Source organism: Bailinhaonella thermotolerans (genome assembly GCF_003594875.1).
Taxonomy (GTDB): Bacteria; Actinomycetota; Actinomycetes; order Streptosporangiales; family Streptosporangiaceae; genus Bailinhaonella; species Bailinhaonella thermotolerans.
The window spans coordinates 1-24,374 of the sequence record NZ_QZEY01000017.1 but is presented as its reverse complement, the minus strand read 5'-3'; the positions used below and the strand labels follow the sequence as shown (position 1 = coordinate 24,374).

General features: G+C 68.7%; 29 protein-coding genes and 1 pseudogene. 12 read left to right on the top strand and 18 right to left on the bottom strand.

Features of this window, described 5'->3' with window-relative positions; translation table 11 throughout:
• Positions 1-350: 350 nt before the first annotated feature.
• Both D5H75_RS42080 and D5H75_RS31095 read right to left on the bottom strand, forming a co-directional pair.
• Positions 351-503 (bottom strand): hypothetical protein, encoded by a 153-nt coding sequence (locus tag D5H75_RS42080; RefSeq protein WP_202638678.1) that lies wholly within the window; start codon positions 501-503, stop codon positions 351-353.
• Between the two features lie 150 nt (positions 504-653).
• Entirely contained in the window at positions 654-1,025 is a 372-nt protein-coding gene (locus tag D5H75_RS31095; RefSeq protein ID WP_119930288.1) for a MerR family transcriptional regulator, read from the bottom strand.
• Positions 1,026-1,079: 54 nt separating this feature from the next.
• On the opposite strand from D5H75_RS31095, the gene D5H75_RS31090 reads away from it, so the two are divergent.
• Complete coding sequence (locus D5H75_RS31090; RefSeq protein WP_277949989.1) at positions 1,080-2,378, top strand: MFS transporter; 1,299 nt, start codon at positions 1,080-1,082, stop codon at positions 2,376-2,378.
• 254 nt (positions 2,379-2,632) lie between these two features.
• Positions 2,633-2,776, top strand: a pseudogene (locus tag D5H75_RS44660) (helix-turn-helix domain-containing protein); the annotation flags it as partial.
• Here the strand turns inward: D5H75_RS44660 and D5H75_RS40975 are convergent.
• From D5H75_RS40975 to D5H75_RS31045, 8 genes are all read right to left on the bottom strand, one after another.
• Complete coding sequence (locus D5H75_RS40975; protein WP_202638677.1) at positions 2,754-3,842, bottom strand: sensor histidine kinase; 1,089 nt, start codon at positions 3,840-3,842, stop codon at positions 2,754-2,756. The pseudogene D5H75_RS44660 and the gene D5H75_RS40975 sit on opposite strands and share 23 nt — an antisense overlap.
• 41 nt (positions 3,843-3,883) lie before the next feature.
• A complete protein-coding gene (locus D5H75_RS31070; protein ID WP_119930143.1) occupies positions 3,884-4,573 on the bottom strand; it encodes a response regulator transcription factor in 690 nt (229 codons plus the stop codon).
• A 177-nt stretch (positions 4,574-4,750) separates the two neighbouring features.
• The gene (locus tag D5H75_RS31065) at positions 4,751-5,812 is read right to left on the bottom strand and encodes an ABC transporter permease (RefSeq protein ID WP_340137783.1); all 1,062 of its coding nucleotides are present in this window, start codon (positions 5,810-5,812) and stop codon (positions 4,751-4,753) included.
• Positions 5,809-6,510 carry an ABC transporter ATP-binding protein gene (locus tag D5H75_RS31060; RefSeq protein WP_119930142.1) on the bottom strand — a complete coding sequence of 234 codons (702 nt, stop codon included), beginning with the start codon at positions 6,508-6,510 and terminating at the stop codon, positions 5,809-5,811. Before D5H75_RS31060 ends, D5H75_RS31065 begins: the two co-directional genes overlap by 4 nt.
• Positions 6,507-7,547 carry a peptidoglycan-binding protein gene (locus D5H75_RS31055; RefSeq protein WP_119930141.1) on the bottom strand — a complete coding sequence of 347 codons (1,041 nt, stop codon included), beginning with the start codon at positions 7,545-7,547 and terminating at the stop codon, positions 6,507-6,509. Before D5H75_RS31055 ends, D5H75_RS31060 begins: the two co-directional genes overlap by 4 nt.
• Positions 7,544-7,876, bottom strand: coding sequence for a hypothetical protein (locus tag D5H75_RS31050; protein ID WP_147425319.1), 333 nt, complete (start codon positions 7,874-7,876; stop codon positions 7,544-7,546). The genes D5H75_RS31055 and D5H75_RS31050 overlap by 4 nt, the downstream gene beginning before the upstream one ends.
• A 293-nt stretch (positions 7,877-8,169) precedes the next feature.
• On the bottom strand, positions 8,170-8,541 hold the full coding sequence (locus D5H75_RS44655; RefSeq protein ID WP_147425318.1) for a hypothetical protein: 372 nt from the start codon (positions 8,539-8,541) through the stop codon (positions 8,170-8,172).
• Positions 8,542-8,618: 77 nt separating this feature from the next.
• Positions 8,619-9,302: a carboxymuconolactone decarboxylase family protein gene (locus D5H75_RS31045; RefSeq protein ID WP_119930139.1), complete on the bottom strand. Its 684-nt coding sequence runs from the start codon at positions 9,300-9,302 to the stop codon at positions 8,619-8,621.
• A gap of 74 nt (positions 9,303-9,376) precedes the next feature.
• Between D5H75_RS31045 and D5H75_RS31040 the strand changes: the two genes are divergently transcribed.
• Positions 9,377-10,027, top strand: a complete 651-nt coding sequence (locus D5H75_RS31040) for a TetR/AcrR family transcriptional regulator (RefSeq protein ID WP_119930138.1) — start codon at positions 9,377-9,379, stop codon at positions 10,025-10,027.
• An 86-nt stretch (positions 10,028-10,113) separates the two neighbouring features.
• On the opposite strand, the gene D5H75_RS31035 is transcribed toward D5H75_RS31040, so the two are convergent.
• Positions 10,114-10,845, bottom strand: coding sequence for an acyl-CoA-like ligand-binding transcription factor (locus D5H75_RS31035; protein ID WP_242454631.1), 732 nt, complete (start codon positions 10,843-10,845; stop codon positions 10,114-10,116).
• A 57-nt stretch (positions 10,846-10,902) separates the two neighbouring features.
• Between D5H75_RS31035 and D5H75_RS31030 the strand changes: the two genes are divergently transcribed.
• The 5 genes from D5H75_RS31030 (at position 10,903) to D5H75_RS31010 (ending at position 14,411) form a co-directional block, all read left to right on the top strand.
• Positions 10,903-11,556: an acyl-CoA-like ligand-binding transcription factor gene (locus tag D5H75_RS31030; RefSeq protein WP_119930137.1), complete on the top strand. Its 654-nt coding sequence runs from the start codon at positions 10,903-10,905 to the stop codon at positions 11,554-11,556.
• A 104-nt stretch (positions 11,557-11,660) separates the two neighbouring features.
• Positions 11,661-12,128 (top strand): MFS transporter, encoded by a 468-nt coding sequence (locus D5H75_RS31025; protein ID WP_202638676.1) that lies wholly within the window; start codon positions 11,661-11,663, stop codon positions 12,126-12,128.
• A gap of 8 nt (positions 12,129-12,136) precedes the next feature.
• A complete protein-coding gene (locus D5H75_RS31020; protein WP_119930135.1) occupies positions 12,137-12,454 on the top strand; it encodes an MFS transporter in 318 nt (105 codons plus the stop codon).
• Positions 12,451-13,281, top strand: coding sequence for an alpha/beta fold hydrolase (locus D5H75_RS31015; protein ID WP_119930134.1), 831 nt, complete (start codon positions 12,451-12,453; stop codon positions 13,279-13,281). The genes D5H75_RS31020 and D5H75_RS31015 overlap by 4 nt, the downstream gene beginning before the upstream one ends.
• A gap of 623 nt (positions 13,282-13,904) precedes the next feature.
• Positions 13,905-14,411, top strand: a complete 507-nt coding sequence (locus tag D5H75_RS31010; RefSeq protein ID WP_242454630.1) for a tyrosine-type recombinase/integrase — start codon at positions 13,905-13,907, stop codon at positions 14,409-14,411.
• A gap of 206 nt (positions 14,412-14,617) precedes the next feature.
• On the opposite strand, the gene D5H75_RS31005 is transcribed toward D5H75_RS31010, so the two are convergent.
• Genes D5H75_RS31005 through D5H75_RS30995 form a run of 3 tightly spaced genes read right to left on the bottom strand, consistent with a single transcriptional unit; the run spans position 14,618 to position 17,311 of the window.
• Positions 14,618-15,889: an SGNH/GDSL hydrolase family protein gene (locus D5H75_RS31005; protein ID WP_242454629.1), complete on the bottom strand. Its 1,272-nt coding sequence runs from the start codon at positions 15,887-15,889 to the stop codon at positions 14,618-14,620.
• A 44-nt stretch (positions 15,890-15,933) separates the two neighbouring features.
• The gene (locus tag D5H75_RS31000; RefSeq protein WP_119930132.1) at positions 15,934-16,296 is read right to left on the bottom strand and encodes a nuclear transport factor 2 family protein; all 363 of its coding nucleotides are present in this window, start codon (positions 16,294-16,296) and stop codon (positions 15,934-15,936) included.
• Between the two features lie 13 nt (positions 16,297-16,309).
• Positions 16,310-17,311, bottom strand: coding sequence for a zinc-dependent alcohol dehydrogenase family protein (locus tag D5H75_RS30995; RefSeq protein ID WP_242454628.1), 1,002 nt, complete (start codon positions 17,309-17,311; stop codon positions 16,310-16,312).
• Between the two features lie 100 nt (positions 17,312-17,411).
• Between D5H75_RS30995 and D5H75_RS30990 the strand changes: the two genes are divergently transcribed.
• Entirely contained in the window at positions 17,412-18,158 is a 747-nt protein-coding gene (locus tag D5H75_RS30990) for a TetR/AcrR family transcriptional regulator (protein ID WP_242454627.1), read from the top strand.
• A gap of 318 nt (positions 18,159-18,476) precedes the next feature.
• On the opposite strand, the gene D5H75_RS30985 is transcribed toward D5H75_RS30990, so the two are convergent.
• Complete coding sequence (locus tag D5H75_RS30985; protein ID WP_119930130.1) at positions 18,477-18,875, bottom strand: VOC family protein; 399 nt, start codon at positions 18,873-18,875, stop codon at positions 18,477-18,479.
• A 93-nt stretch (positions 18,876-18,968) separates the two neighbouring features.
• Between D5H75_RS30985 and D5H75_RS30980 the strand changes: the two genes are divergently transcribed.
• The gene (locus D5H75_RS30980) at positions 18,969-19,958 is read left to right on the top strand and encodes a helix-turn-helix transcriptional regulator (RefSeq protein ID WP_119930129.1); all 990 of its coding nucleotides are present in this window, start codon (positions 18,969-18,971) and stop codon (positions 19,956-19,958) included.
• A gap of 39 nt (positions 19,959-19,997) precedes the next feature.
• Here D5H75_RS30980 and D5H75_RS42075 read toward each other — a convergent pair whose 3' ends face one another.
• Together D5H75_RS42075 and D5H75_RS30975 are read right to left on the bottom strand one after the other, a co-directional pair.
• The gene (locus D5H75_RS42075; RefSeq protein WP_202638675.1) at positions 19,998-20,135 is read right to left on the bottom strand and encodes a hypothetical protein; all 138 of its coding nucleotides are present in this window, start codon (positions 20,133-20,135) and stop codon (positions 19,998-20,000) included.
• Between the two features lie 574 nt (positions 20,136-20,709).
• Positions 20,710-21,630 (bottom strand): NmrA/HSCARG family protein, encoded by a 921-nt coding sequence (locus D5H75_RS30975; protein WP_119930128.1) that lies wholly within the window; start codon positions 21,628-21,630, stop codon positions 20,710-20,712.
• Positions 21,631-21,716: 86 nt separating this feature from the next.
• Between D5H75_RS30975 and D5H75_RS30970 the strand changes: the two genes are divergently transcribed.
• Positions 21,717-22,337, top strand: coding sequence for a TetR/AcrR family transcriptional regulator (locus tag D5H75_RS30970; RefSeq protein WP_119930127.1), 621 nt, complete (start codon positions 21,717-21,719; stop codon positions 22,335-22,337).
• Positions 22,338-22,862: 525 nt separating this feature from the next.
• On the opposite strand, the gene D5H75_RS30965 is transcribed toward D5H75_RS30970, so the two are convergent.
• Positions 22,863-23,327 (bottom strand): MarR family winged helix-turn-helix transcriptional regulator, encoded by a 465-nt coding sequence (locus D5H75_RS30965; protein ID WP_202638674.1) that lies wholly within the window; start codon positions 23,325-23,327, stop codon positions 22,863-22,865.
• Between the two features lie 80 nt (positions 23,328-23,407).
• On the opposite strand from D5H75_RS30965, the gene D5H75_RS30960 reads away from it, so the two are divergent.
• Positions 23,408-24,256, top strand: coding sequence for an alpha/beta fold hydrolase (locus D5H75_RS30960; protein WP_202638673.1), 849 nt, complete (start codon positions 23,408-23,410; stop codon positions 24,254-24,256).
• The last annotated feature ends 118 nt before the right edge of the window (positions 24,257-24,374 follow it).

Below are 24,374 nucleotides of genomic sequence, written 5' to 3'. Positions count from 1 at the left end.
CAAGGAGCTCGGCCACACCGGCAGTCTCACTCTGCTCTACCGCCGTAAACGCCGCCCTCACCCTCCCGCGCGGCCGCACCGAAGGCGTCCACACACGCACGAAAAGGATCATGCGCCAGATACGCGGACGCGCCGGGTTCGATCTGCTACGCCACCGCATCCCGCTGCCGTGACAGTCACCTACCGCCACCACCGATTACGGGCCAGCGCCTTCTGGACCCCTCTCACCCTGTACGGACGGCCGGAACTGGACATGAACAGGCACCTGGACCTCGCCTGGCCGCGCAGCAGACGACCACCGCCACAGCGTAGACCTCGGCCCCGTCGCGCCGCCGCGCGGTAGAAAGTCCTCACCAGCAGCGGTCGGCGGCGTCGCTGCGCCCTTGCCGGTAACCGGCCATCCACGCACGGGCGATCACGTTCGTCAGCGCGGTGTTCAACAGCTCGTTCGCGGTCAAGCCGCCCGGCGAACTCCAGCGCCTGCTCGGCGGGCTGACGCCCATCGGACCTGACCATGACGACGGCATGCTCTGCGGCGGCCTGCCAGCGGGCGCTGCCCTTGGTGAGGATGGACATCGGCGAGGCACCGTCGCAACGCGCGATCAGAATCCCCTACGAGCCCGGGGCCGCTCAGGACGTACTGGAGCGTCTCATCAGGAAGCTCGGATCTCGTGGCTCACGGCCTCGAGGTAGTCGCTGATGGCCCGGTGGTTTTTCGTGAGGCATTCGATCTTCTCTGCCATGCGGTCGCGTTCGCGTTCGAGTGTCGCAATCATGTCTGGGGTGACGTACGGCAGGTATATCGCCCTCGAGCCGTCCAGGCAGGGAAGGATCTGCTTGATGATCCGGGTGGGGAGGCCGACTTCGAGGAGGCCCCGCACTTGCCGCACCCGGTCGACAACGTAGTCCTCGTAGCTCCGGTACCCGTTGGGGAGCCGTTCGGAGTGGATCAGCCCCTGTTCCTCGTAGTAGCGGAGCATCCGCACCGGCGTGTCCGTGCGCCGGGAGAGCTCACCGATCCTCATCCCCACCCCCTTCGTGTCCGGGCTCCGACGCAGCCGGACTTGACCCTCACACCAATGTCATACATTGACGATCAGGGTATGACACGAACGCATACATCACGAACGGATACATCACCATCCCCTTCCGCCGCTGACGCACGGTTCCCGCTCGCGGGTCTGCTGGCTCTGGCCGCCACGGGGTTCATCACGCTCCTGACGGAGACGATGCCCGCTGGGATGCTGTCGCAGATGAGCCGCGACCTGGGAGTGAGCGAGGCGGCCACGGGGCAGAGCGTCACGGTCTTCGCGATCGGGGCGATTCTCGCGGCGGTCCCTCTCACGAGAGCCACGATCGGCTGGCGACGCAAGCACCTGCTGCTGTTCGCGATCTCCGGGTTCGCGGTCGCCAACACGGTCACGGCCTTTTCCGACAGTTTCGCGCTCACCCTGGCCGCGCGGTTCCTCGGCGGCATCGTCGGCGGCATGCTCTGGGCGCTCCTTGCCGGTTACGCCCGGAGGATGGTTCCCGCGCACCAGCGCGGCAAGGCCATGGCCATCGCGATGGCGGGCGGGACCGTGGCACTGTCCGTCGGGGTCCCCGCAGCCGCGTTCCTGGCCAAGGCCGTCGAATGGCGATTCGCGTTCGGGATCATCACGCTGGTCACTCTCGCACTGATCGTATGGGTGATCGCCACCGTTCCGAACTTCCCCGGCCAATCCAAGGGCGCACGACTGCCGCTGGCCCACACGTTCCGTCTGCCCGGAGTCGCCCCGATCCTCGTCGTGACGTTGATGTTCGTGTTCGCGCACAACATCCTCTTCACCTACATCGCCCCGTTCCTGACTCCGCTCGGCATGGCGGGTCAGGTCGATTCGGTGCTGCTCACCTTCGGCCTGGTCTCGCTCGTGAGCATCTGGCTCACCGGCGCACTCATCGACCGGCACCTGCGCAAGCTCATGATCCTGGCCTGCGCGCTCCTGGCCACAGCCGCTCTCATCCTGAGCGTCTTCTCTGGCAACCCCGCCCCCGTGTACGCCAGTGCGGCCCTGTGGGGACTCGCGTTCGGCGGTGCTTCAACCCTGCTGCAAACCGCGATCGCTGACGCCGCGGGCGCAGCGGGCGACGTCGCACAAGCACTCCTCACCACATGCTGGAACATCGCGATCGCCGTAGGCGGGATCATCGGCGGTGTCACCCTCAACGTGCTGGGACCCCCCTCCTTGAGCTGGATCACGCTCGCGCTCCTGCTCCCGGCGCTCGCCATCGTCATCGGCGCACGTCGACACGGATTCACCAGCCGCACATTCGAACGCGAGACCGCCTCCGAACCGGACGCGGGACACCAGACAGCCGAAAACGGCGCGCTGGCGTGATCGGTGGCGTCGCCTCTTGCATCCGCCGCCTTGTGGCGAGCTGCGACGCTGGCCGGCGGCGGTGTCCCACGGTTTGTTGGATAAGGTCATGCTGGCGTCCAGCCTGCCTTTGGCAAGCCCGTTGGCAAAGCCCCCTTCCGTGACCTGCCTTCTAGCGGTCGTCGCAACACCCCGGTCTGGGGATTGCGATGGGAGAGTTCGAGATCCGCAAGATCCGAACGAAGGGAGCTCCTCCGATCAGGCGACCGGAGGAGCTCCCTTCTGGCGTGTCCCGCCCCCTACGGGAAGACGAGCGGGTCTACATCGCGGACCGGGCGTGGGCCAAGGCTTCGATCCGGGAGATCGCCCGCGAGCTGGGCCGTGCGCCCTCGACCATCAGCAGGGAGATCCGGCGCAACCGGCATCCCTTGTCTGCGCTTCCAGCACTGACCCCATGTCCGGGAGGCATACCGTCACGGCGAGGCCGCCGCCGGTGCGGGGGACGGCATCGATCGTGCCTCCGTGGACGCGTGTGATGGCTGCCACGATCGACAGGCCGAGGCCCGCGCCGGACACCGAATCGGTACGGTCGCTGGTGAGGCGCCGGAACGGCTCGAACAGCGATGACACCACCTCGTGGGCGATCTCCTGCCCGGTGTTCTCCACGGTGAGGACCGCGCCTTCGTTGCCCGTTCCGGTCCGGACGGCGATGAACCCACGCTGGTCGTTGTACTTCTCGGCGTTCTCCACGAGATTCGCGATCAACCGCTCCACCAGAACGGGATCGCCGGAGGTGAGGGCCGGTGACAGGTCCACCGTCGCGCCGGGGTGCTCGCAGAGGACACGCCGGGCCAGGTCGGCCAGATCGACGGGCTCTGCGTTGGTCAGCGTGTGTTCTGCCGCGGCCAGCATCAGGAGTCCGTCGATGAGCCGATGCTGGCGGCTGTTGGAGGCGAGGAGTTCATCCCGGGCCTCCAGCAGCTCCTCGGGAAGTTCGCTGAACGCCACCTGCAGCAGCGCCCGGTCCAGCGCCAGGGGTGTCTTGAGCTCATGGGAGGCGTTGGCGGCGAACCGGCGCTGAGCATCGGCCGAGCGCTCGAGCCGGTCGAGCATGTCATCGAAGGTGTCGGCGAGCTCCTTGAGCTCATCGTCGGGGCCCTGCATCGCGATCCGCTGGTGGAGGTTGGACAGGGACAGCCGGCGGGCCGTGGAGGTGACGCTGCGAATCGGGCGCAGGACGCGTCCGGCCAGCCACCAGCCCAGGATCACGGAGACCACCGTCAGGACAGCGATGATGATCGCGGTGGCGGCCCATTGGTACCTCAGGAGTTCATACTGCAGCTGAAGGTCGCCTTGGAACACCACTTCCTGGTCGACTTCGCCAAAGGCCGGTGTCCCGGCGTCCGAGGGCTGAGGTGCCCGCCCCGAGACGGAGACGCTCACCCCAAGCGCGCTGCTGAGCAGCAGATTCACCGCGAGCAGCATGACCACGGCCATGATGAGGAAGGGGCTGGCATAGAGCGCGGTCAGCCGGACCCTGACGGTGCTCCGTGCCCGGGGTCGACGAGACGGTAGCCCGCTCCGATCACGGTGTGAATCACCGGTGGCGGTCCCAGCTTCTTGCGCAGCGTCGCCACCGTGACCCGCACGGAGTTGGTGAAGTAATCGACGTTCTCGTCCCATGCCTTCTCCAGCAGATCCTCGACACTGACGACGCTTCCGCCCGAGCGCATGAAGACCTCCAGCACCGTGAACTCCTTGGGGCTCAGAGCCACATAGCGCCCGTTGCGATGCACTTGGTGGTAGGCGGGGTCCAGGGTGATGCCCGCCATCTGCAGAACCGGCTGGAGCCGGGCCGGCACCCGCCGTGCCAGGGCTCGGATCCGGGCGACGAGCTCGGGAAAGTCGAAGGGCTTGGCCAGGTAATCGTCAGAACCCAGGCTCAGCCCTTCCACCTTCGACCACAGGTCGCCCGCGGCGGTGAGCATGATGATCCGTGCGGGGACCTGCGCCTCCATCAGCCTCCGGCAGACATCGTCACCGTGGATCTCGGGTAAGTCCCGATCGAGCACGATCACGTCGTAGTCGTTGGTCATCGCCCGTTCCAGGGCCGCGTCCCCGTCATAGACGACGTCCACGGCCATCCGGGCCTTGCGCAACCCGGTGCCGATGATGTCGGCCAGGCCTTTCTCATCTTCGGCGACCAGCACGCGCATGTTCGACGCTCCCGGATGTCGGTCGTCATGGTACGTCTCAGGCGGACAGGGCCAGTGTCGGCGACATCCGAGCGGCCCGCATCGCCGGGTAGAGTCCGGCGATGGCGCCGACGGCGAGCGTGGCGCCGAGTCCGCCGCCGATCACCCACGTGGGCACGACCGGCGGCAACCCTTGTGTCAGCGCGAACCCGAAGGTGCCGGCCACTCCCAGCAGCGAGCCGGTGAGCCCGCCCGCCCCGGCCAAATCAGGGATTCGGCGAGAAACTGGATGCGGACCTGGGCGGTGGTGGCCCCGAGCGCGCGACGCAGGCCGATCTCACGACGCCGCTCTAGCACCGAGATGATCATCGTGTTGGCGATGCCGACCCCGCCCACCAGCAGGGCCACGCCGCCGACACCAAGCAACAGGCTGGTGAACGCCCCCGCCACCGCGGCCCTCGCCTCCAGAGCGTCGGAGGGGCGGCTGACCGTGACCTCTTCCGGATGCTCCGGGTTGGCCGCGTGGTTCAGCAACGCCCTGACCTCCGTGACTTTCCCCTCAGCGATCTTCGTGTAGACCAAGGTGGGGTGTCCATCGAAACCGAGGAAGGCATCCGCCGCGGCGAAGCCGACCAGCGCGGCCACGTCGACGTCCTCCGCCAGTGGCGATTCGGCCAGGACCCCGATCACCGTCCACCACTGACCGTTGATCCACACCGAGTCTCCGGCGGTGGCGGCGAGCCGTGTGGCGGCCGTGGATCCCAGCACCACGGTGCGTTGCGCCGCGGTGGCCGTATCGTGCCACCTTCCGCTGCGGACAGGGGTCCGCAGGACCGCCAGCAGATCCAGGGATGTGGCGCGGACCTGAAGGCCAGCGGTGCGCGTCGAAGGGATGCGATCGTTGCGGTAGACGGCCTTGCCGGTATCGCCGGTCTGACCGGCCATGGCGACATGCTCCACGCCCCGGATCATCCGGGCCGCGTTCTTCGGCAGCCTGGCCTTCTTCTCGGAGAACTGCTTGCCGGGAGCGACGGTCAACATGTTCGTCCCCAGCTCATCCAGAGTCTCCATGACGCGAGCCTGGCTGGAGGAGGAGATGCCCAGCACCGCCACCATGGTCGCGATGCCGATGGCGATCCCCAACGCGGACAGCACGGCCCGCGTGGGCCGGGCCCGCAGCCCCGCCACACCCACCCGCGCCACATCCTCCAGGGTCATCCGGGCCGGGGTCAGCCGTGCTCTGCCGATCCGATCCGTCATCGGAGAGCTCCCATCCCGGCGGCCTCGGAGGTCTCATCCGCGACGACCAGGCCGTCACGGATGTGGATCCGGCGTGGCGCGGCGGCCGCGACCTCCAGGTCGTGCGTGATGATCACCACGGTGGCTCCGGCGGCGTTCAGATTCCGCAACGTCGCAAGAACCTCTGCCCCTGATGCGGTGTCAAGGTTGCCGGTCGGCTCATCGGCCAACACCAGCGACGGCTCCCCGACCACGGCGCGGGCCACGGCGACCCGCTGCCGCTCCCCGCCCGACATCTGATTCGATCGGTGCTCGAGCCGATCCGCCAGGCCGACACGCTCCAATGCCTCACCCGCCCGCCGCCGGCGTTCACGCCGCGCCACCCCGGCATACAGCAATCCGTCGGCGACGTTGTCGAGAGCGGAAACTCCGTCCGCGAGGTGGAACTGCTGGAAGATGAACCCGATGTGCTGGGCGCGCAGCGCCGACAGCTCGTGATCGCTCAGCTGCGCCACGTCGTAGCCGGCGATGCGCACCTGGCCCTGCGACGGCCGGTCCAAGGTGCCGATCATGTTGAGCAGGGTCGATTTGCCCGACCCGGACGGGCCGACCATGGCGACCAGCTCTCCGGTATCCACGCGCAAATCCACTCCTCGCAACGCCAGAACGCCACCGGGAAACTCCTTGGTCACCTTGGCCAGCTCGACGACGGCGGTCATAGCTGGGGAACCTCGACTCTCACGCCCTCCGACAGGCCGGCACCGGAGATCTCGACGCGGCTCCCGGTGAACAGGCCCGTCTCGACCGGCACCACCTGCCGGGTTCCGCCCCGCACCACCCGCACACCGTACTGGCCGCCCTCTCGCGCGATCAGTGCCTCGACCGGCACCGACAGCACGTCCTCGCGGCGCCCGGTTCGTAGCTCGACCGTGACCGGCGCCTGATCCAGCCTGCCCAGTTCGCCGCCCACCTTGACACTGACATCGATCGTTGCCGGACTGTCCGCATCCTTCCCGGGCCGTGCGACGGTCCCGACAGAGGAGATCGTTCCAGCGACCTTCTTGCCGTCCGGCAGTTGCACCCTCACCCTGGCGCCCTTTCGAGCGAATCGCTGGTTGGAGGTCTCGAGTTTGATGGTGATAGCCCGTTCGGTCCTGGTTGTCGTCACCACCGAACCTTCAGCGGCGTCCCCCGCCTGCTTGGTGTTCTCCGCGATCCGAAGCGCGCCCCTCGAGAAGATCACTTGGTTCACCTCCGCCCTGCCCGTCGCCACCAGCCCCTTATCGCGCTGCCAGGCCCACACCGCCTGGGCGGTCACAGCGGTAAAGGTCTTGTCGACCGTGCCGGGCTTGTATCCCAGCTTGACCAGGTTCAGCTCCAGCTGCTGGACATCCGGGCCGGTGGCGCCGATACCAAGGCGCCGGTACATCGGGACGGCGCCGTACATCAGGAACACCGGTTTTCCCTCCACCTTGTACAGCCAGCCGCCCCGACGCACCACCGTTCCCTCGGCGCGGGTGGCCGTGACCACCCCGCTGGCGCGGTTCGGCTGGATGCGGCGGCCCGCGTACCCAAGGGTGCCGCTGACCTGTTTGGTGTCCACCATGTCGGAACGGATGATCGGCACGGACGACGGCTGTGCACCGTTGGGGCTCGTCGCCGGCGCTGCCGTACGACCGGGGAGGTTTATGAACCCCACCACAGCCCCGCTTCCGATCACCGCCACGCCGCCCAGCAGCACCGCCGTGCGCCTCACTTGGAGTTCCCAGGCGCCTGCTCCTTGCACGCCTGCTGCGCCTGCTGAACCACCGGCGTGTCCTCGGTCATCCCGTCCGGCAGCTTCACAGCGACACCGCCGTCGGGATCCTGCTTCGGGTCCGGCATGTCGACTCCCGCCCTGCGCATGCACGCGACGTACTTGAGCGCGGTGTCCATGGCCTGCTTCTTGTCCTCGGGCGACATCTCCTCACCGGCCGGGGCGTACTGCTTACAGGCCGACTTGGCCGCGTTGCTCTTCTCCGGGGAGTCCGCCTTGATGTCCAGCCCGTCGCTCCGCTCCGTGACAGTGAGACCCTGATCCCGCAAGCACGCCGCGTACTTCGCCTGATCACCGGAGTCCCCCTGAGCCCCGGGGCCACCGCCGCATGACACGAGGACCGCTGAGGCAGCGAGGAAGGCTGCTCCCTTCAGGGCAATCTTTATGTTCGCCATGCCCCGCAGCATGCTGGACAAGGGTTTAAAAGAAGCTAACCAGATCTGCTTAACCCATCTTTAACTCAGGCCGCGATCCGAGCTCGACTCCGGCCATCTTCGCAATCTTGAAAAGTCGGCTGTGTGGGCGAGCGTTGCGGGCTCCGCCGGCCCAGTCCTTGGCGAAGTCATCGGTGGCCATAACCGCCTACGCTGTTGGTGGCCGGTGGATTTGACCACGTCGCCCGTTTCCAACATGAAAGGGAACGGCCTGTCACCACCCGCGCCGCCTGGCACGTCTGCTGCTCACTCACCCCGACCGACTCCGTGAAAGCGACACCGGCCTGGTGCGGGAACTCACCGCCACCTGTCCCGAGGTGACCGAACTCGCCCGCCATGTCCGCGACTTCGCCGCGCTCCTCACCCCGGCTGAAGGCAACGATGACAAGCTCACCGCCCAGATCACCACCATCCGCGTCGCCGACCTGCCTCACCTGCACGGCTTCGCCAACGGCATCGAGCTCGACCGCGCCGCCGTGAACGGCGTTACACGCGGCCAAGCGGCGAAGCTGCTTGCTCCGCCGCTTGGACTCACATCGTTTCTCCAGGTCAGGCCCGGGAGCGACTCCCTCGCGTCTCAGTCCCGGGCGGCGCCGAGTTCGATGAGCAGAGTGTCGAGCACATGCATGGCGCGCCATGCCTTGGTCATGCCGAACTGCGCGGAGAACCGTACGACGGCACGGGCCTCCTCCGGTGTGGCGCCGGCGCCGAGGGCGCGCGTCAGGTGGGCGCGGAAGCTTTCCTGCAGGGTCTGGAAGAGCACGTCGACGGTCATCGTGATGAACGCGCGCTCACGGACCGACAGCAGCCGCATGCCGGCGCGCATTCGCGACTGCAGGTCCATGTAGGTGCTGAACGGTGCGTCGAGGGCGGCCACGGCCTGCCGCATCGGCGCGGGGAGCGGGCTACCCGTACCGTTGGCGTTCACCTCGTGGCCCTGGCCGGTGGGGGCGGGCAGGGCGTGCTCCCGTTCCAGTTCGGTCAGGCGGGCGAGCGCCGCAAGGGCGGCGGGGTAGCCGCTGTCGTAGGGGACGAAGCGGAGCATTTCGCGCAGGGCGTCGGCCGACAACCCGGAGTCGGCCGCCATCGTCACGTGCTGTTCGAAGGGCAGGCCGAGAGTCTGCTGGCAGACGTCGGCGGTGAGGCACAGCAGGACCTTCTCGCGCCTGGTGAGCTCCGGGATCTCATCCCAGAGCAGGTGGTCGGTGGCGGCGCTCATCTCGGCGAACAGCGAGTCCAGTGCCTTCACCTGGTTGTCCATGGAAATCCTCCGTATGTGAACGGCTGTAGCGCTACGACTGTAGTGCAACGCTCGTTCGCTTACAATAGGCGTCCATGGACAAGACCACCTCCGCCCCGGCCGGCCCTCGCGATGGCAGGCAGGGCCGCAATCCGCGGGGCCAGGGCGAGCGGCTGCGGGAGGACATCATCAGCGCCGCCCTGCGCCTGCTGGACGAACTCGGCGACGATCAAGCCCTGTCCATGCGCGCGGTGGCACGGGAGGTCGGCGTCGCGGCGACCTCGGTGTACATCCACTTCGCTGACCGGGACACGCTCGTACTGGCCGCCCTGGAGAGATTCCATCGCGAACTCGTGGAGGCCGTCGATCAGGCCGAGACCGGTGCCGCCGATCCGGCGGGGAAGCTGCGTGCCCGCGTCCTGCTGCTGGGCAGGTGGGTCCAGCAGCACCCCGGCCTGTACAAGGTGCTGCACGAGAGCACGCTCAACCAGCGGGCGGCCATGTCGTTCAAGCAGGAACTGGCGGAGCGCACCACCGCCGCGGTGCAGCGATGCATCGACGCCGGGCTCACCCCGGCCGACGACGCGGCAGTGATCTCACTGGATCTGCGGGCGGCCGTGCATGGAGCTGTGTCGATGCGGGTCAACCAGCCCGGCCTGCCATGGCCGCCGCTGGAGGAGCAGGTCGATCGTTTCCTCGCCAAGCTCGTCGGCCTCACGCCCACCCCCGGCTGCCGACCGGAATGACCGTCTCGTGGGCGAGGAACGCCTCGGCCGAGGGCAGGCCCTGGTCCACCAGCGAGTTGAGGACCTGGTGCCGCCTCACCCGCTGATCATGCTGTTAGGAGTTCCAAGTTCGGCCCGCACCGCATCCTCGACGGCCTCGAGCAGTCACGAGGGATACGGGCTACTGTTTTCGTCGTTCCCGGGGCCGGTGGAAGGGGAAGGCCCCTCGTCACTTGGTCGAGCGCGTCCTGGAGCAGCTCGCCGTACGCCGTCGGAGGGCTGACGCGCAGCCACAGATCGGTCGTGGCGGAGACGGCGACGCCGCTCGTCCCCGCCACGAGCCGTGGAAAGAGGTCGCGCTCGAGATCGGCGCCGGTGCGCTCGGCCACGGCGGCGGCCAACTCCTGGTGGGCGGCCATGCCGGCTTTGGGGAACTCACCTCGCAGCGCTGGATGTCCGGTCATCAGCCGGAGACCCTCCGCCCAGCCAGCGTCGGGCTGGGCATCCTCGCCCTCGCTGCCGAGGGGCGCCCCGATGAGCGTGGCGTTCCTGATCGCCTCCCAGACAGGCTCACTGGATGGGTGAACGCGTAGCTCGTCCGCGATCCGCGCCGCGTGTTCGAGGTGACGGTCGGCGATCGCCTCGGCCTTGCTGGAAGAGCAGCTGTTGAACGTACGGTGCGAGAGGCCAGCCTCCGCGGCGATGTCTTCCACTTTGACGTCGTCATCCACTTTGACGTCGTCGAAGCCGCGGTCGATCGTGAGCCTGATCGCCGCCGGCTGAGCGCGATCCGGGTCTCCCGCTTCTTCTGCTCTCCCAAGCCTGTGCGGCCAGTGCAATCAAATCTTCTTGACGAGAAAACTTTCTCAATCAGAAAACTTTGCTATGGTGGCAGTGTGACCACCGAACGCACCCCTGCCGGCGGCCGGCGCCCTGGGCTCCGGGAGCAGAAGAAACGCGCGACCCGCGAGGCGTTGACCCTCGCGGCCCTGCGGCTGGCGCTGGAACGGGGACTGGACAACGTGCGTGTCGAGGACATCGCCGCCGAGGTGCAGGTGACGACGCGGACGTTCAACAACTACTTCTCCACCAAGTACGAGGCCCTGGTGGCGCGCCATGTCGACCGGACGCGGCAGGCAGCCGAGGCGCTGCGGGCGCGCCCGGCCGACGAGCCGCTGTGGGAGGCGATCGACCATGCGGTGCTCTCGCCGCTGACCGAGGCCGGACGGGCCCATGAGAGCCCGGCCCCGGAAGTGCTCGACGGCATCCGATTGATCGCCGGTGAGCCCGCGCTCCAGGCCGAGGCGCTCAAGGCCACTCTGGCGGCCGACGGGGAGTTCGCCGCGGCGGTCGCTGAGCGGACCGGCACCGACCCCGATCGCGACATGTTTCCGCGTCTGGTCGCAGGCTCGGTGGCGACCGCCATCCACGTCGCTACCGATCAGTGGCTACGCGCGGATCCGCCCGTTCCGCTGATCCCGCTGCTGCGGCAGGCGCTACGGCAGTTCGCCGCGGGGCTTCCGGCCCCGTCGGCCGACTCGCCGCGATAGCGCGCCGCACCCGTCCACCACCAGCCGGCCCGAGCGGCCCCTTCGAGGCCGCTCCATCCGGCATGCCTTCGATCGGCCGTGCCGGAGCAGAGGAAAGATCCCCTATGACGATCCGGGAACGAACGCGCCCGGCGAACGATCTGGTCTGGTTGATGATCGCGGTGGTGCTGGGAGCGATCATGATGCAGCTGGACGCGACCATGACCAACATCGCCTACGACACGCTGCTGCCGGAGTTCCCGTCGTCACTGCTGACGATGCAGTGGGTCGGCACCGGATACCTGCTGGCGATGACGGCGGTGATGGCGTTGTCAGGCTGGGCGCTGGAACGCTATGGCGGCCGAACGATGTGGACGGCGTGCATCGTCGTCTTCCTGGCCGGCTCGGTACTGTGCGGGGTGGCGTGGTCGGCGCAGAGCCTGATCATGTTCCGAGTGATCCAGGGACTGGGCGGCGGCATGGTCCTGCCGCTGGGCATGGCCGTACTGGCTCAAGCGGCCGGACCGAGCCGCCTGGGGCCGGTGATGAGTGTCATGGGCGTCCCGGCGGCGCTGGAGTCGGGGCCGTCATGACTCCGGCCATGGCCGCCGCCATCGGTGACGTCGCCCCGGCCGCCCTTCCCCGCGCCAGCGCCGCCAACAGGGTCATCATGCAACTCGGCGCTTCCATCGGCAGCGCGGTGATCCTCATCGTCCTGCAAGACCGGCTCAACCGGCTGCCCGATCCGCTGAAGCCGGACCCGGCGGGACTGGCCGACGCCTACGCCACCACCTTCTGGTGGATCCTCGCCTTCGCCGTCACAGCCATCTTCATCGCACTCGCCATGCCGGGCCGCGAACCCGGCCGGCACCACACCCAGAAGCCGGCAACCGCCGCCAAGAGGGAGACAACCACATGACCATGACCCAAAGCATTCGCACCGAAGGCGCGGACATCGTCTACGACTATGAGGGCAACGGTCCGCTGCTGCTGATGATCTCCGGTGGCGGTGGGGCAGCCGAGCACTACGCACGGATCTCCGGCTTCCTCGCCGAGCACTACACGGTCGTCCGCTACGACCGCCGAGGCAACTCTCGCAGCACCGGCGACACCACCATCGACCTGGACATGGCCCAGCAGGCACGCGACGCAGTCGCCGTGATCCGGGCCATGAGCGGTGAACAGGCTTATGTCTTCGGCAGCAGCGGCGGCGCCAACATCGCTCTCCAACTCGCCACTGACCACCCGGATGTCATCCGCGCGCTCGTCGCCCACGAGGGCCCTACCTCACCGCTGCTGCCCGATGCCGACACCTGGCTCGCCTTCGCCGAGCGCGTGCACAGCACCTTCACCACCGAAGGCGCCGAGGCTGCATTCAAGATCTTCGCCTCCGCACTCGTCGGCTTCGACGGCGCCAACCCCCAACAGGCCCGTGTGGCCGCGGGTGAAATGACGACCAACGCCGAGTTCTTCATGGCCCGCGAATACCTCCCGCTCGCCACGTTCAGTCCCGATCTCGACACCATCCGCCGCAACAAGGTCCCCATGGTCACCGCCGCCGGACGCGAAAGCGACAGCGCCTACTACGCCCGCACCGCCCGTATCCAAGCCGAACGCCTGAGCTGCCCGATCCTCGAATTCCCCGGAAACCATCTGGGCTTCATCTTCGAGGCCGCGAGCTTCGCCACCACACTCCGCGGCGCCCTTGACGACCTCACATCCGGAACGGCGTCCCAGCGCCGATAGTGCCGGACCTGACGCGTGGCACGTCCGCGACCCTGGTGTCGGCGTACAGGTAGTTGTGCAGAGGGCGGTACGCCCAGACGTGCCGAGCCCGGCGTACGCCGCAGCGCCGGGGCTACCCGATAGCCGCAACCCACCGAGCAGGGGCCGCTGTCAAGGGTGGGCGAAGCCCATCGCGCCAGCGACGCCGAAAGCGCCCTTGACGACGGCCCCTGCCCCGACACCGCTTCATGAGCGGGTGGCGCCCGCCCCATCGAGAGCCTGCACTCCATGCACGTAGCTCGGCACGTTCACGTGTACGCGCCTATGCACGTTAAGCCGTGCGCCGACAGCTGGCGATCGGCTGGGCCACGGCCGATCCACGCAGCGCCATCGTGACGGGCCTGGCGACAGGGGCGGCCTTCGGGTTGACCCTCGATGCCACCGCCTGGGTCCGCAGCGCGATCGGCATATCGCCGGGGGAGGGAAGAGGGTAAGACCCAGGCATCGTGCCCTATCCGAACCAAGCCGCGACCCAGGACGTACGCCCGGCACCCGTCGCGATGTACCGGATAACGTGCTGGAGTCGCGCACCACCCTGGCGAGCCGGTCTCCTGGTCGCCGCGCCGCACTGATTGCTCATGTACGTGAGCATCGACCGCACCATCGCCCGGCTCGGCCGCGACCGGCCGCTCGCCGACGTCGCCGACGCCGGGATCGGCACCGCGCTCGCCCAACTGTGGGGTGCGAGCGCGCCGGCGACCTGGAACCGCAACCGCGCCGCCATCACCTCCTGGCTCACCTGGTGCCACACCAAGAAGCACTGGGCCGCGCCATCGGTCCCGGCCGACGCCGGACGTCGCAAGGAGAACGCCGACGAGACCCGCGCTGTGGCCAAGACCACGATCCACCGGCTGCTGTCGCGCCGCGACCTGCGCGAGCGGGCGCTGTGGCGGATGCTCTACGAAACGGCGGCCCGAGCCGCCGAGATCCTCGCGCTGAACGTCGAGGACCTCGACCTAGAGCCCCGGCGTGCCCCTGTTCGGTTCAAGGGTGGCGCCGTCGAGGGGGCAACGCAGTGTGGAACCGAACGGAATCAGGCGCGAGCCACGTTCGCCAGACTGAGCCAGCCGCAGTTCGCTGACCACCAGTAGCAGCCGCGTTAACGCCGGATTCCGTTCCAGTACGTCCACGCCCAGTTCCACATCCGACTTGGCCAGCGTCTTGTCGTCCGTGGTCGATCGTGCCAGCGGGCAACTCGTCGGCCAGCGCCAGGATGACGGTGTTGCTCGCCGCGAACGCCTCCACCGCGGCGGCGTACTGGGTGACCATGGCTGTTCCTGGGGTCCTCAACCCCGGTTCAGCCGAGGTCGGCCGGGTGGATGGCGCCCGCGATGGCTCGGTACCCGGCGTCGTTGAGGTGGAGGTGATCGCCTGAGTCGTAGGCGGGGTTGAGCCGGTCGCGGTCGGCGGGTGAGGCGGTGATGCGGTCGAGATCCACCACCGCGTCGAACGGAGCAGAGGCGCGTATCCAGGCGTTGATGGCCTCGCGCTTGGCCTCACTGCGGGCGGTGTAGTAGGCCGATCCCTTGACCGGCATGAGCGTCGCGCCGATCACGCGCACTCCCTTGGCGTGGGCCATCTGGATCAGTTCGCGAAGTCCTGCGATGACCTGGCCGGCGGAGACGTCGGGATAGGGGGCGAAGATCGGGGAGGGAGGCGCCGCCGCCAGTTCGCCGATGCCGATGTCGTTGATGCCGGCCAGGATGATGACGGTGCGTACGCCTGGCTGGCCGAGGACGTCTCGGCGAAAGCGGGCGGTGGCCTTGTCGCCGAACCATGCCGAGTCGACGGTGACGCGGTTGCCGGCGATGCCTTGGTTCAACACGGCACGGGGCGTGCCGGCGCCGGCCAGGCGTTCGGCGAGTTCATCGGGGTAGCGGTTGTTGGCGTCGGTGCTGCTGCCGGCTCCGTCGGTGAGGGAGTCGCCGAAGGTGACCACGCCGCCACGACGCCCCGTGGGGATCACGTCCACGCCGGTGAGGTAGTACCAGGACTGTGAGGTGTCGGTGAAGGCGGCGGCGTCGGCGTCGGCGGTGTGATCGCCGGCGGCCCGGTAGGTGGTGGCAAGGGCTTGGGCGTGATACGTGGCCGGGCCGGTCGGCCGGTTCGCGAAGAACGTGATGGTGACCGAGTCCAAGGCGGCCAGATTCAGCGGCACCGGGTCGGTGGCGAGATCGGCCCCGGCCGGGACGGTGAAGGTGTGCTTGCCGCGGACGGTCAGGTGGCGCAGCGATCCCGGCTCGATGGCGGCCCCGCGGTCGGTGCGGGCGAGGGTGGCGTGGTCGATGGTAAGCGGGCTGGTGCCGTAGCGGTTGGACAGCCGGATCCGAGCGGCTTTCCCGCCCGCGCTGATCCGGACGATCTGGCGCACGGTCTGGCGGGTGAAGCCCTGCTGTGACCAGTTGGGAGCGAAGCTGGCGCTGGGGCGCTGTGGCGCGGCGGTCCAGGTGGCGCTCCAGCCGGGTCCGGGTCCGGTGGCGGTGGCGGTGGCGGGCTGCCGAGCGGTGTCCGGAAATGCGGCAACGGTGCCGGTTATCAGGGCGCAGACGGTGATAGCCGTGACGGTCAACAGCCGTCGTGTAGCGGAGGACATGGTTCTTCCCGGGTGGTTGGTCAGCTGTTGGCGGCGTCGAAGAAGGCGTACAGGTGGCGGATGCGCCCGTCGGCGAAGACGGCGACGTCGGAGCCGGTTGCAGCGGGGGTGCCGGCTTCGGGATCGCCGAAGCGCCAGAAGAAGCGGGCCTGATGGTGGTGCGCGTCGACCGGAGCGGTCAGGCCGAAGCGGAAACCGGGCGGAATCCGCTGCTGCAGGGCGGCGAACGCCCTATCCAGCGCGTCGTGTCCTTCGACGGCGATCTCCGGGTCGGTGTAGGTGCAGTCGGGGGTGAGGATCTCCTCGATGGTGGCGCGTCGCCGGACTGCGTCGGTGTCGTTGATGGCGTCGATGAACCGGTGGATGAGATCGGCGTAGCTCATGGGTTTCTCCTGGTCAGTGCTGAACGGTGACGACGATCTTGCCGACCTGGGCGTTGGACTCCATGTAGCGATGGGCCTCGACGATGTCGGCCAGGTCGAAGGTGCGGTCGATGATCGGCGCGAGCGCTCCGGCGCGCAGGCCGTCGGCGATGAAGGTCTCGGCCCGGCGAACCCGCTCCTCATCGGCGAACAGGTGGAAGATGGCGTAGCCGTAGACGTTGATCGGCCACCACATCGGCAGCGGGGTGGGCCGTCCGTCCAGGGAGCCGTAGACGATCAGCATGCCGTCCGGGGCCACGGCCCGCGCCAGGTCGGGCAGGCCGGGCCCGGCGACGCCGTCGAAGATCAGCCGCGCGCCGTGCTCGCCGGTGAGGGCGTGCACCTGCCCCGCCACGTCGCCGTCGTCGGCGGCGATCACGTGCTTGGCGCCCGCGGCCAGCAGCCGGTTGGCCTTGGCGCCGGTCCTGGTCACCGCGATGGGCGTGGCGCCCAGGTGGGCGGCGATCTGGACGGCGGCCAGGCCGACGCTGCTAGAGGCGGCCGTGACGACCACCTCATCGCCGGCCTGCAGTCCGCCGACCTCGACCAGTGCGCCGTAGGAGGTGAACGCGGGCACCCAGATGGCCGCGCCGGTCACGGCGTCCATGTGTTCCGGACGGCGGATCAGCCGCTCTGCCGCCACGATGGCGCGGTCGGCGTAGATGCCGTGGACGGACATCCCCTCGTCGTTCGGCTTGGCCACGATGCTGACCGCGTCTCCGGCGGCGTAGCCGGTCACGCCGGGTCCGACGGCCTCCACCACGCCGGCGGCCTCGGTTCCCAGGCGCGAGCCGGGCAGCACCGCGTCGTAGTAGTAGCGGCCGGTGCGCAGGAACACCTCGCCCCGGTTGAGGCCGAACGCGTCGATGCGCACCCGCACCTGGCCGGGGCCGGGTTCGCCGATTTCCATGTCGGCGAGGTAGAGCACCTCGGGACCGCCGAGCTCGTCGAACAGTACTGTCCTGGCTTTCGTCACGAACTCTCCTCTCTCACATAAGTCCTATCGCCGTCCTAAATCAGAACGCCGTTCAAACTTAGTGCGCCGTACTCTAACGTAGCGGTGTAAGCTGTCAAGCGTGCAAGAGCAGACAGTGGGCCGACGGGCCCGGTTGCGGGCGCAGACCACAGCGGAGATCAAAGCCATTGCGCTCAAGCACCTGAGCGAGGGCGGTCCTGACGCCCTCTCGCTGCGGGCGATCGGCCGCGAGATGGGCATGAGCGGCAGCGCCATCTACAGCTACTTCGAGACCCGGGACGCGTTGATCACCACGTTGATCAACGACATCTACACTTCGCTGCTGGACCAGGTGGAGACCGCCCGTGACGCCGTCGCCCCCGACGACATCGCCGGCCGCATCCTGGCCTGGGGGCAGGCCGTACGCCTCTGGGCGCTAGCCAACCCCGAGGGCTTCCGGCTGATCTACGGCGATCCGGTCGCCGGCTACCACGCGCCGGCCGGCGGACCGGCCCCCGAGGCCGCCAAACGTGCCTGCCTAGGACTCACCGAACTGGCCGCCGCCGCCTGGCCGTACGCGAAAGCCACCCAGGCATCCACCGACCACCAGTGGTCGGACTTCTCGCCCGGCCTGGCCGACACCATCCGCGAGCACTTCCCCGATCTGCCCCCGGCCGCCGTCGCCCTCGCCCTGCGCATGTGGGGCCGCATGCACGGCCTGATCTCCCTGGAGGTCTACGGCCACCTCGGCACCCAGACCGGTGACCCCGCCAAGCTCTACCACGCCGAGCTGCTCGACCTGATCAGATCCCTTGGGCTCGGCGTGGAGCATGCGCGCCAGCCGGGGATGCCGCGAACCTCGACCTGAGCCTTTGGGCGATGTGCCGCACAAGAAGATGGAGCGTGTTACAGATAACGCTCCATTTTCTGTAACACGGCCGATCACGACCTGCGGCGACCTGCCGCCGGCCGTACGCGAAGCGGCCCTGTTATCTGCGGCGAGGAGGACGCCGTGTCCGTCGTGACGCCGCTGCCGACGGGGCAGGGGCTGACGGTCCGCGCCGCGGCCGGCGCCTTCCCCGGCACCGTGGCCAACTCCTCACGCTCGACATCGAGGGCCTGGAGAGGACGAGTTCATCGAGAGCCCAGGGATCCAGGGCTCTCGCGTGAGCGGCTGTGCGTGGCGTCAGCGTGCGAACTTTTCGATGGCTGCCGGGGTGACCGGGGTGAAGAAGTTGACGAGGTTGCCGTCGGGGTCGCGAAACAGCAGCGACCGGTTGCCCCAGGGCATCGTGGTGGGCTCGGTGACGAAGTCGGTGACGAAGCCGGTCAGGGCCTGGTGAACGCGGTCCACGTCGTCGACGAGGAACTCGGTGATCACGCTCTGGTTGTCCGCCGGGCGGGCAGAGCCCGGGGCGAACAGCGGGACGGTGCGCGTGCCGGCGATCGCGAGGGTGGCGCCCGCGGTCCTGAGTTCGGCGAAGTCCTCGGTGGCCCATGTGGCCCGCGCCCCGGTGGCTCGCTCGTAGAACTCCACGAGGCGTGCGACGTCGCTGGTGATGATGCGGATCGAGACGAAGTCCATGGCGATTCTCCTTGGCCGTGCTGCAGGCGTGTACGCCGCAGACTAGGAGAAATAGGGGACAGAATCGGTCCTGTATTCCGTTACGCTACGAACATGCCCCGACCCACCGGCCGCGTGCTGACACTCCTGGAGCTGCTGCAGTCGGGCGGCACCCGGACGGTGGCCGAACTCGCCGACCGGCTCGGCGTCGACGGGCGCACCGTGCGACGGTATGTGGAGCATCTGATCGACCTGGACGTGCCCGTGGAATCGGTGCGCGGCCGCTACGGCGGGTACCGGCTCGCCCCCGGCTACCGCTTGCCTCCGCTCATGCTCAGCGACGACGAGGCGCTGGCCGTGCTGCTCGGCCTGATCGCCGGCCGCCGGACAGGGTTGACGACGACGCAGCGCACGGCAAACGAGACGGCCTCGGCGAAGATCCGGCGGGTGCTGCCCCAGCACCTCGCCCGCCGGCTCGATACCCTCCTGGAGGCTCTCGCCTTCACCGATCAGCTCGGCGAGTTCGACACCCCGGACGCCGGGCTCTTGCTCACCATCGCCGATGCGGTGCGCCACCGCCGGCCGGTCTCGATCCGCTACACCGACCGCGACGGCCGCCGCAGCGAGCGCACGCTGCACGCTTACGGGATCGTCGCCCATTCCGGCCGATGGTACGTCACGGGCACGGACCCCCGGCTCGGCGAGGAGCGGACCTTCCGGCTCGATCGCATCGCAGAGGCCAGGGCCCTGTCCGGCTCCTTCGAAGCGCCCGAGGGGTTCGATCCGGCGCAGCGGGTGTTGTCGGGGTTCGCCACGGCCGAGTACCGGCACGAGGTGACCTTGCGGGTCCACGGGACGGTTGAGCAGATCCGCGGCCGCCTTCCCGCCAGCGTCGCGAGCCTGGAGGAGTACGCGCCCGCGAGCGGACAGGACCCGGCGGCCGAGCGCTGGCTACGGGTCGAGCTGCGGGCGGAGCGGCTCGACTGGTTGCCTGCGGTGCTCGCCTCGCTCGACCGTCCGTTCCTCATCGAGCGCCCCGATGAACTGCGCGACCTCGTCATCGCGTTCGCCGATCGCCTCGCCTCCTGCGCCCGCCGAGCCTGACAGCGAGCAAGCAAGGTCAGGAGATGGCGCAGTCAGCGCCTACCGCCTATAGCCGCGCTCCGCCACGATGGCCGAGCCAGCCACGCCGACCTGGCCCAGGCCACCGGCCGGCCGGCGGCCACCGTCGCGCACCGCCCAGCCGGTGGCCTGGGCCAGCGGCGTGCTCTTCTTTGACATCGAACTCGACGCGGCGGTGCTCGGCGTCGCCGTTCAGGCCCTTCTGTGGATGTCGGTCTCGCCGGCACACTTGGACCGGTCGCCACCACCCTGGCCCGGCACGCCGGCTGCCATCCAGTCGCCGAACTCTCACCTGAACCGCGGCGAGGATGGCTCTGGGCTTCGCCCGCGAGTCTCGGCGCCGGGCTCGGGAGTCCGAGCACCGCCCGGATCAGGTGCGGGTGGATGTTCACGAGTTCTGGCACCACTCGTACGGGCGCGGTCTCTTGATCGTGGTCATGCGCGGCGAGCTTGGCATCGCCGTATCGCGGAATCAACGACGTTGCCGGCTCATGCACGCCGGGGCCGCCCGTCGCAAGGGTTGACGACTGGCTCGCATACTGATTTCGAGACGACTGGATCGACAGGGGAGGGCCGGATGCCAGGACGCAGGCTGACCACTCACTTGCTCCTCCGACCCTGGACCACCGACCGTAACCGCTTCACTGTGGTCATGCCGCATCGTGAGTGATCGCGATTGTGTCGTTCGGCGCGCGGGCGAGCGGCCGCACCGGTTTCTGGCGGGTCGGGTGGGTCAGCCTTCGAGGAGTGTGGCGATGGCTTTGGCGCCGCCTTGGTCCAGCCAGCTTGGGAAGTCCAGCAGGTCCGGGTGGCGGTGGCGGAGGGCGGGGATGTCGGCGCGCCATGGTCCGCGTTGGGCGGTGAAGGCCCGAGTGGCGTCCTTGCTCAGGTTCAGCTGCTCGCCGGCGACCTGCTGGTAGGTGATCTGGCGCCCGAGATGCCGACTGATCAGGTGCACGGTGGCCTCGGGGGTCAGTTCGTCGCCTGCCAGCTCCAGGGCCTGGCCGAGATAGGCGGTGGGGTCGGCGAAGGCGAGGGCGGCAAAGGCGCCGATGTCGCTGACGGCGACGAGTTGCACGGGCACATCGGGGGCGAACAGGTGGCGCAGCACTCCGTCGGTGGAGATGCCGCCCAGCTCGAGCCCGGGGATGGCGTGGTTCTCCATGAAGCGCACGGGTCGCAGGATGGTGGCCGGCAGTCCGAGGGCGGCGATGTGCTGCTCGATGGCCCACTTGCTCTCCCAGTAGGAGATGCCGGTGCCTCGCTCGGCACCGCCCACGGAGGCAAAGACCAGGTGGGCAGCGCCGGCCGCGCCCGCAGCCTCCGTCAGGTGACGGCCGCGCCGGATCTCGCGTTCGCTGTCCGGGTCGTCGGGGGTGACGGCGAAGACGCCGTAGGCGCCGGCCATGGCCGCCTTGAGACTGCTGGGATCGTCCAGGTCACCTATCAGCAGCTCGGCGCCCATTGCGGCCAGTCCGCGGGCGGCCGCGGTGACGGGATCCCGGACCAGAACGCGGACCGGCCAGCCGTCGGCCAGCAGGCGCGCGGCGGTGGCTCCGCCCTGTCGGCCTGTGGCGCCGGTGACCAGGACAGGCTTGCCGGCCCTGCTCGCGGCGGCGGTGGAGGAGAGCGAATGCTCCACGGGTGTGGTCATGTGAGGGACCTCCGGAAACGATAAAGTTGAGACTGTCCCGAGAAAATATCGAGACAGTCTCAACTTTTCAAGCGAGGGTTCTGCTTATGAACGCCGGCACACCGCCACCCCGCCGCATGCGGGCCGACGCACACCGCAACTACCAACGGCTGCTGACCGAGGCGGCGGCCGCGTTCGCCGAGCACGGCGCGGACTTCTCCCTGGAGGCGATCGCGCGCCGGGCCGGGGTGGCCAACGGCACGCTCTACGGCCACTTCCCCACCCGCCGGGCCCTACTGGAGGCGCTGATGGGTGATCGGATGCGGGCCCTGGCTGCGACCGGCGCCGAGCTGCTCACCGCGCGCTCACCCTTCGATGGCCTGGTCACCTGGGCGCGGGCGGCAATGGCGCACACGACGATCTATCGAGGGCTCGGCGCCACGCTTATGCAGGCCGTCGAGGATGAATCCTCCGAACTGCACGCGGCGTGCAAAGCGGTGCTCGCTGCCGGAGAGAAGTTGCTGGCCCGGGCGCGAACGGCCGGTGAAGTGCGGCCGGATGTCACCGCCCCGGACCTTTACGCGCTGATCAACGCGGCGGCATGGGCAGGCGAGCAGAGCTCCCCACCCCAGGGAGAACGGCTCCTGACCTTCGGACTGAATGGATTCCGGACCTCAGCCACCGATCAGGCCCTCCCGCTCCCGAAGCTGACCCCAGCCCCAAAGTAGGGATCAATCTTGGGGTGCTGTACTGGCAGGTAAGCCCAAACCCACAATCGTGATCTTGAAGGGCCATGGGTTGCGGTTTGGTGACTTACGGGCAGGTGCGTCAGGTCGCCGCTACGGTGGATGCGGTTCGGGTGTGAAGCTCGCGCGCGGCGCGGCGCAGGCCGCCGCCCGCGCCGCAGTCAGCGGGCCGGGGGACCAGCGGGCCAGGGGATGATCCTGCGGAACTCGCCGCCGGCCGACCGCTCCGGCGGCTGCTCGGCGCGTTCCAGCGCAACGTGCTCGGCCCTGTGCTCGGGCCAGCAGGCGCGAGATCTCCACGCGCGCGGTCCGTCACACGTGATCGGGGCTGGCGCGGCGGACATCTGCGGGAACCGCGCCAAAGCCCGCGCCTCTCACCAGCACCTGGCCACGACGCGTCCTTAATCGCGGGCCGGCCCTACGCGCGGATCAGCGGAGGTGCCCGGTGGCGGTCCAGTGGCTGTCACGCACACACCAACGCGCGCCGCGCTGTGCCGCGAGGGGGGGTCAGCCAGGTTGTGGGTCGGCGGCGGGGACGTGGGAGTCGTAGAGCCGCTGGAGCAGATGGTTGAGCCGCTTGCGTTCGGTGTCGCTGAGAGCATGGAGGAAACGGTCCTGCTCGGCGGCCGCCGCGTCGGCGACGATGGCCAGGAGGTTGTTCCCCTCTTCGGTGAGGGTGATGATGCGGCGGCGGCGGTCGGTGCCGTCGGGGCGCCGTTCGATGAGGTTCGCGGCTGCCAGCGAGTCCAGGACGAGCACAACGTTGCGTGCGTCCATCGCGACCAGCTCGGCCAGGCGCCGCTGGGAGGCCGATCCGTGCTGTTTGAGCGCGACCAGGAGGGTGTACTGGCCCTGGGTCAGCTGATGCTCGTTCAGGAACGCCGTCCAGGAGCGTGTCGTGAGCGAGCCCAGGCGCGCCAGCAAGAAGCCGGTGCCGCGTTCGTAGACGGGCCGTGTGCTGCCGTCCTTCATGGAACCAAGACTACCAGTTAGACATGACACATGTCCTTTGGTAGACATGCGACATGTCTATCAAGTTGCGACACTCCACGGTGTCGATCAGCGATCTCTCGCTGCACGTCGTCGAGTCCGGGCCGGCCGAGGGGCGCCCTTTCCTGTTCTTGCACGGCTGGCCGGAGTCGTGGCGGACGTGGCTGGGCGTGATGGAGGCCGCAGACGCCGCGCAGACCGGCGTGCGGATCATCGCCATCGACCTGCCCGGCATCGGCGAGTCCACCGGCACAGGCGGCGGCGGCTCGAAACTCCGGGTGGCCGAGACGGTACACGCGCTCGTACGGCACCTTGGCCTCACCAGCATGACCCTGGTCGGCCACGACGCCGGCGGGATGGCCGCCTATGCCTACCTGCGGCGGTTCGGCGATGTCGAACGGGTCGTCATCATGAACACGGTCATCCCCGGCGTCGACCCGTGGAACGAGGTGCTGCGCAACCCCCACATCTGGCATTTCGGCCTGCACGCCGTCCCCCACCTGCCGGAGACCCTCGTCCAGGGACACCAGGCGGAGTACTTCGGCTATTTCTACGACGTGCTGTCGGCCGACCCCAGCCGGATCTCCGCCGACACGCGGGCGGCCCACGCCGCCGCGTACGGCGATGATGCCGCACTCACCGCCGGATTCGACCTTTACCGGGCCTTCCCGCAGGACGCCGTGGACAACGCCGCGTTCGCCGAAGCTGGTGCCGTCGACACGCCGCTGCTGTACGTGCGAGGCGACCGTGAGAGCGGCGACATCGACGCTTACGCACGGGGCTTCCGCGACGCCGGGGTGAGGACACTGGTCACCGCGACGGTGACCGACGCCGGCCACTTCGCGCAGGAGGAACAACCCGCCGATGTCTGGCGGATCATCCGCGACTTCGCTCACCGCACCGCGAACTGACCGGTACATCGCGCGAAAACCCGTTGGCGGACCATGGCGGCCGCTGCTACCTTTCTGGAGGCCGTGCAGGAGAACGAGGAGGTGGTACCCGTGAACGCAGTATCGACATGGGTGCTCC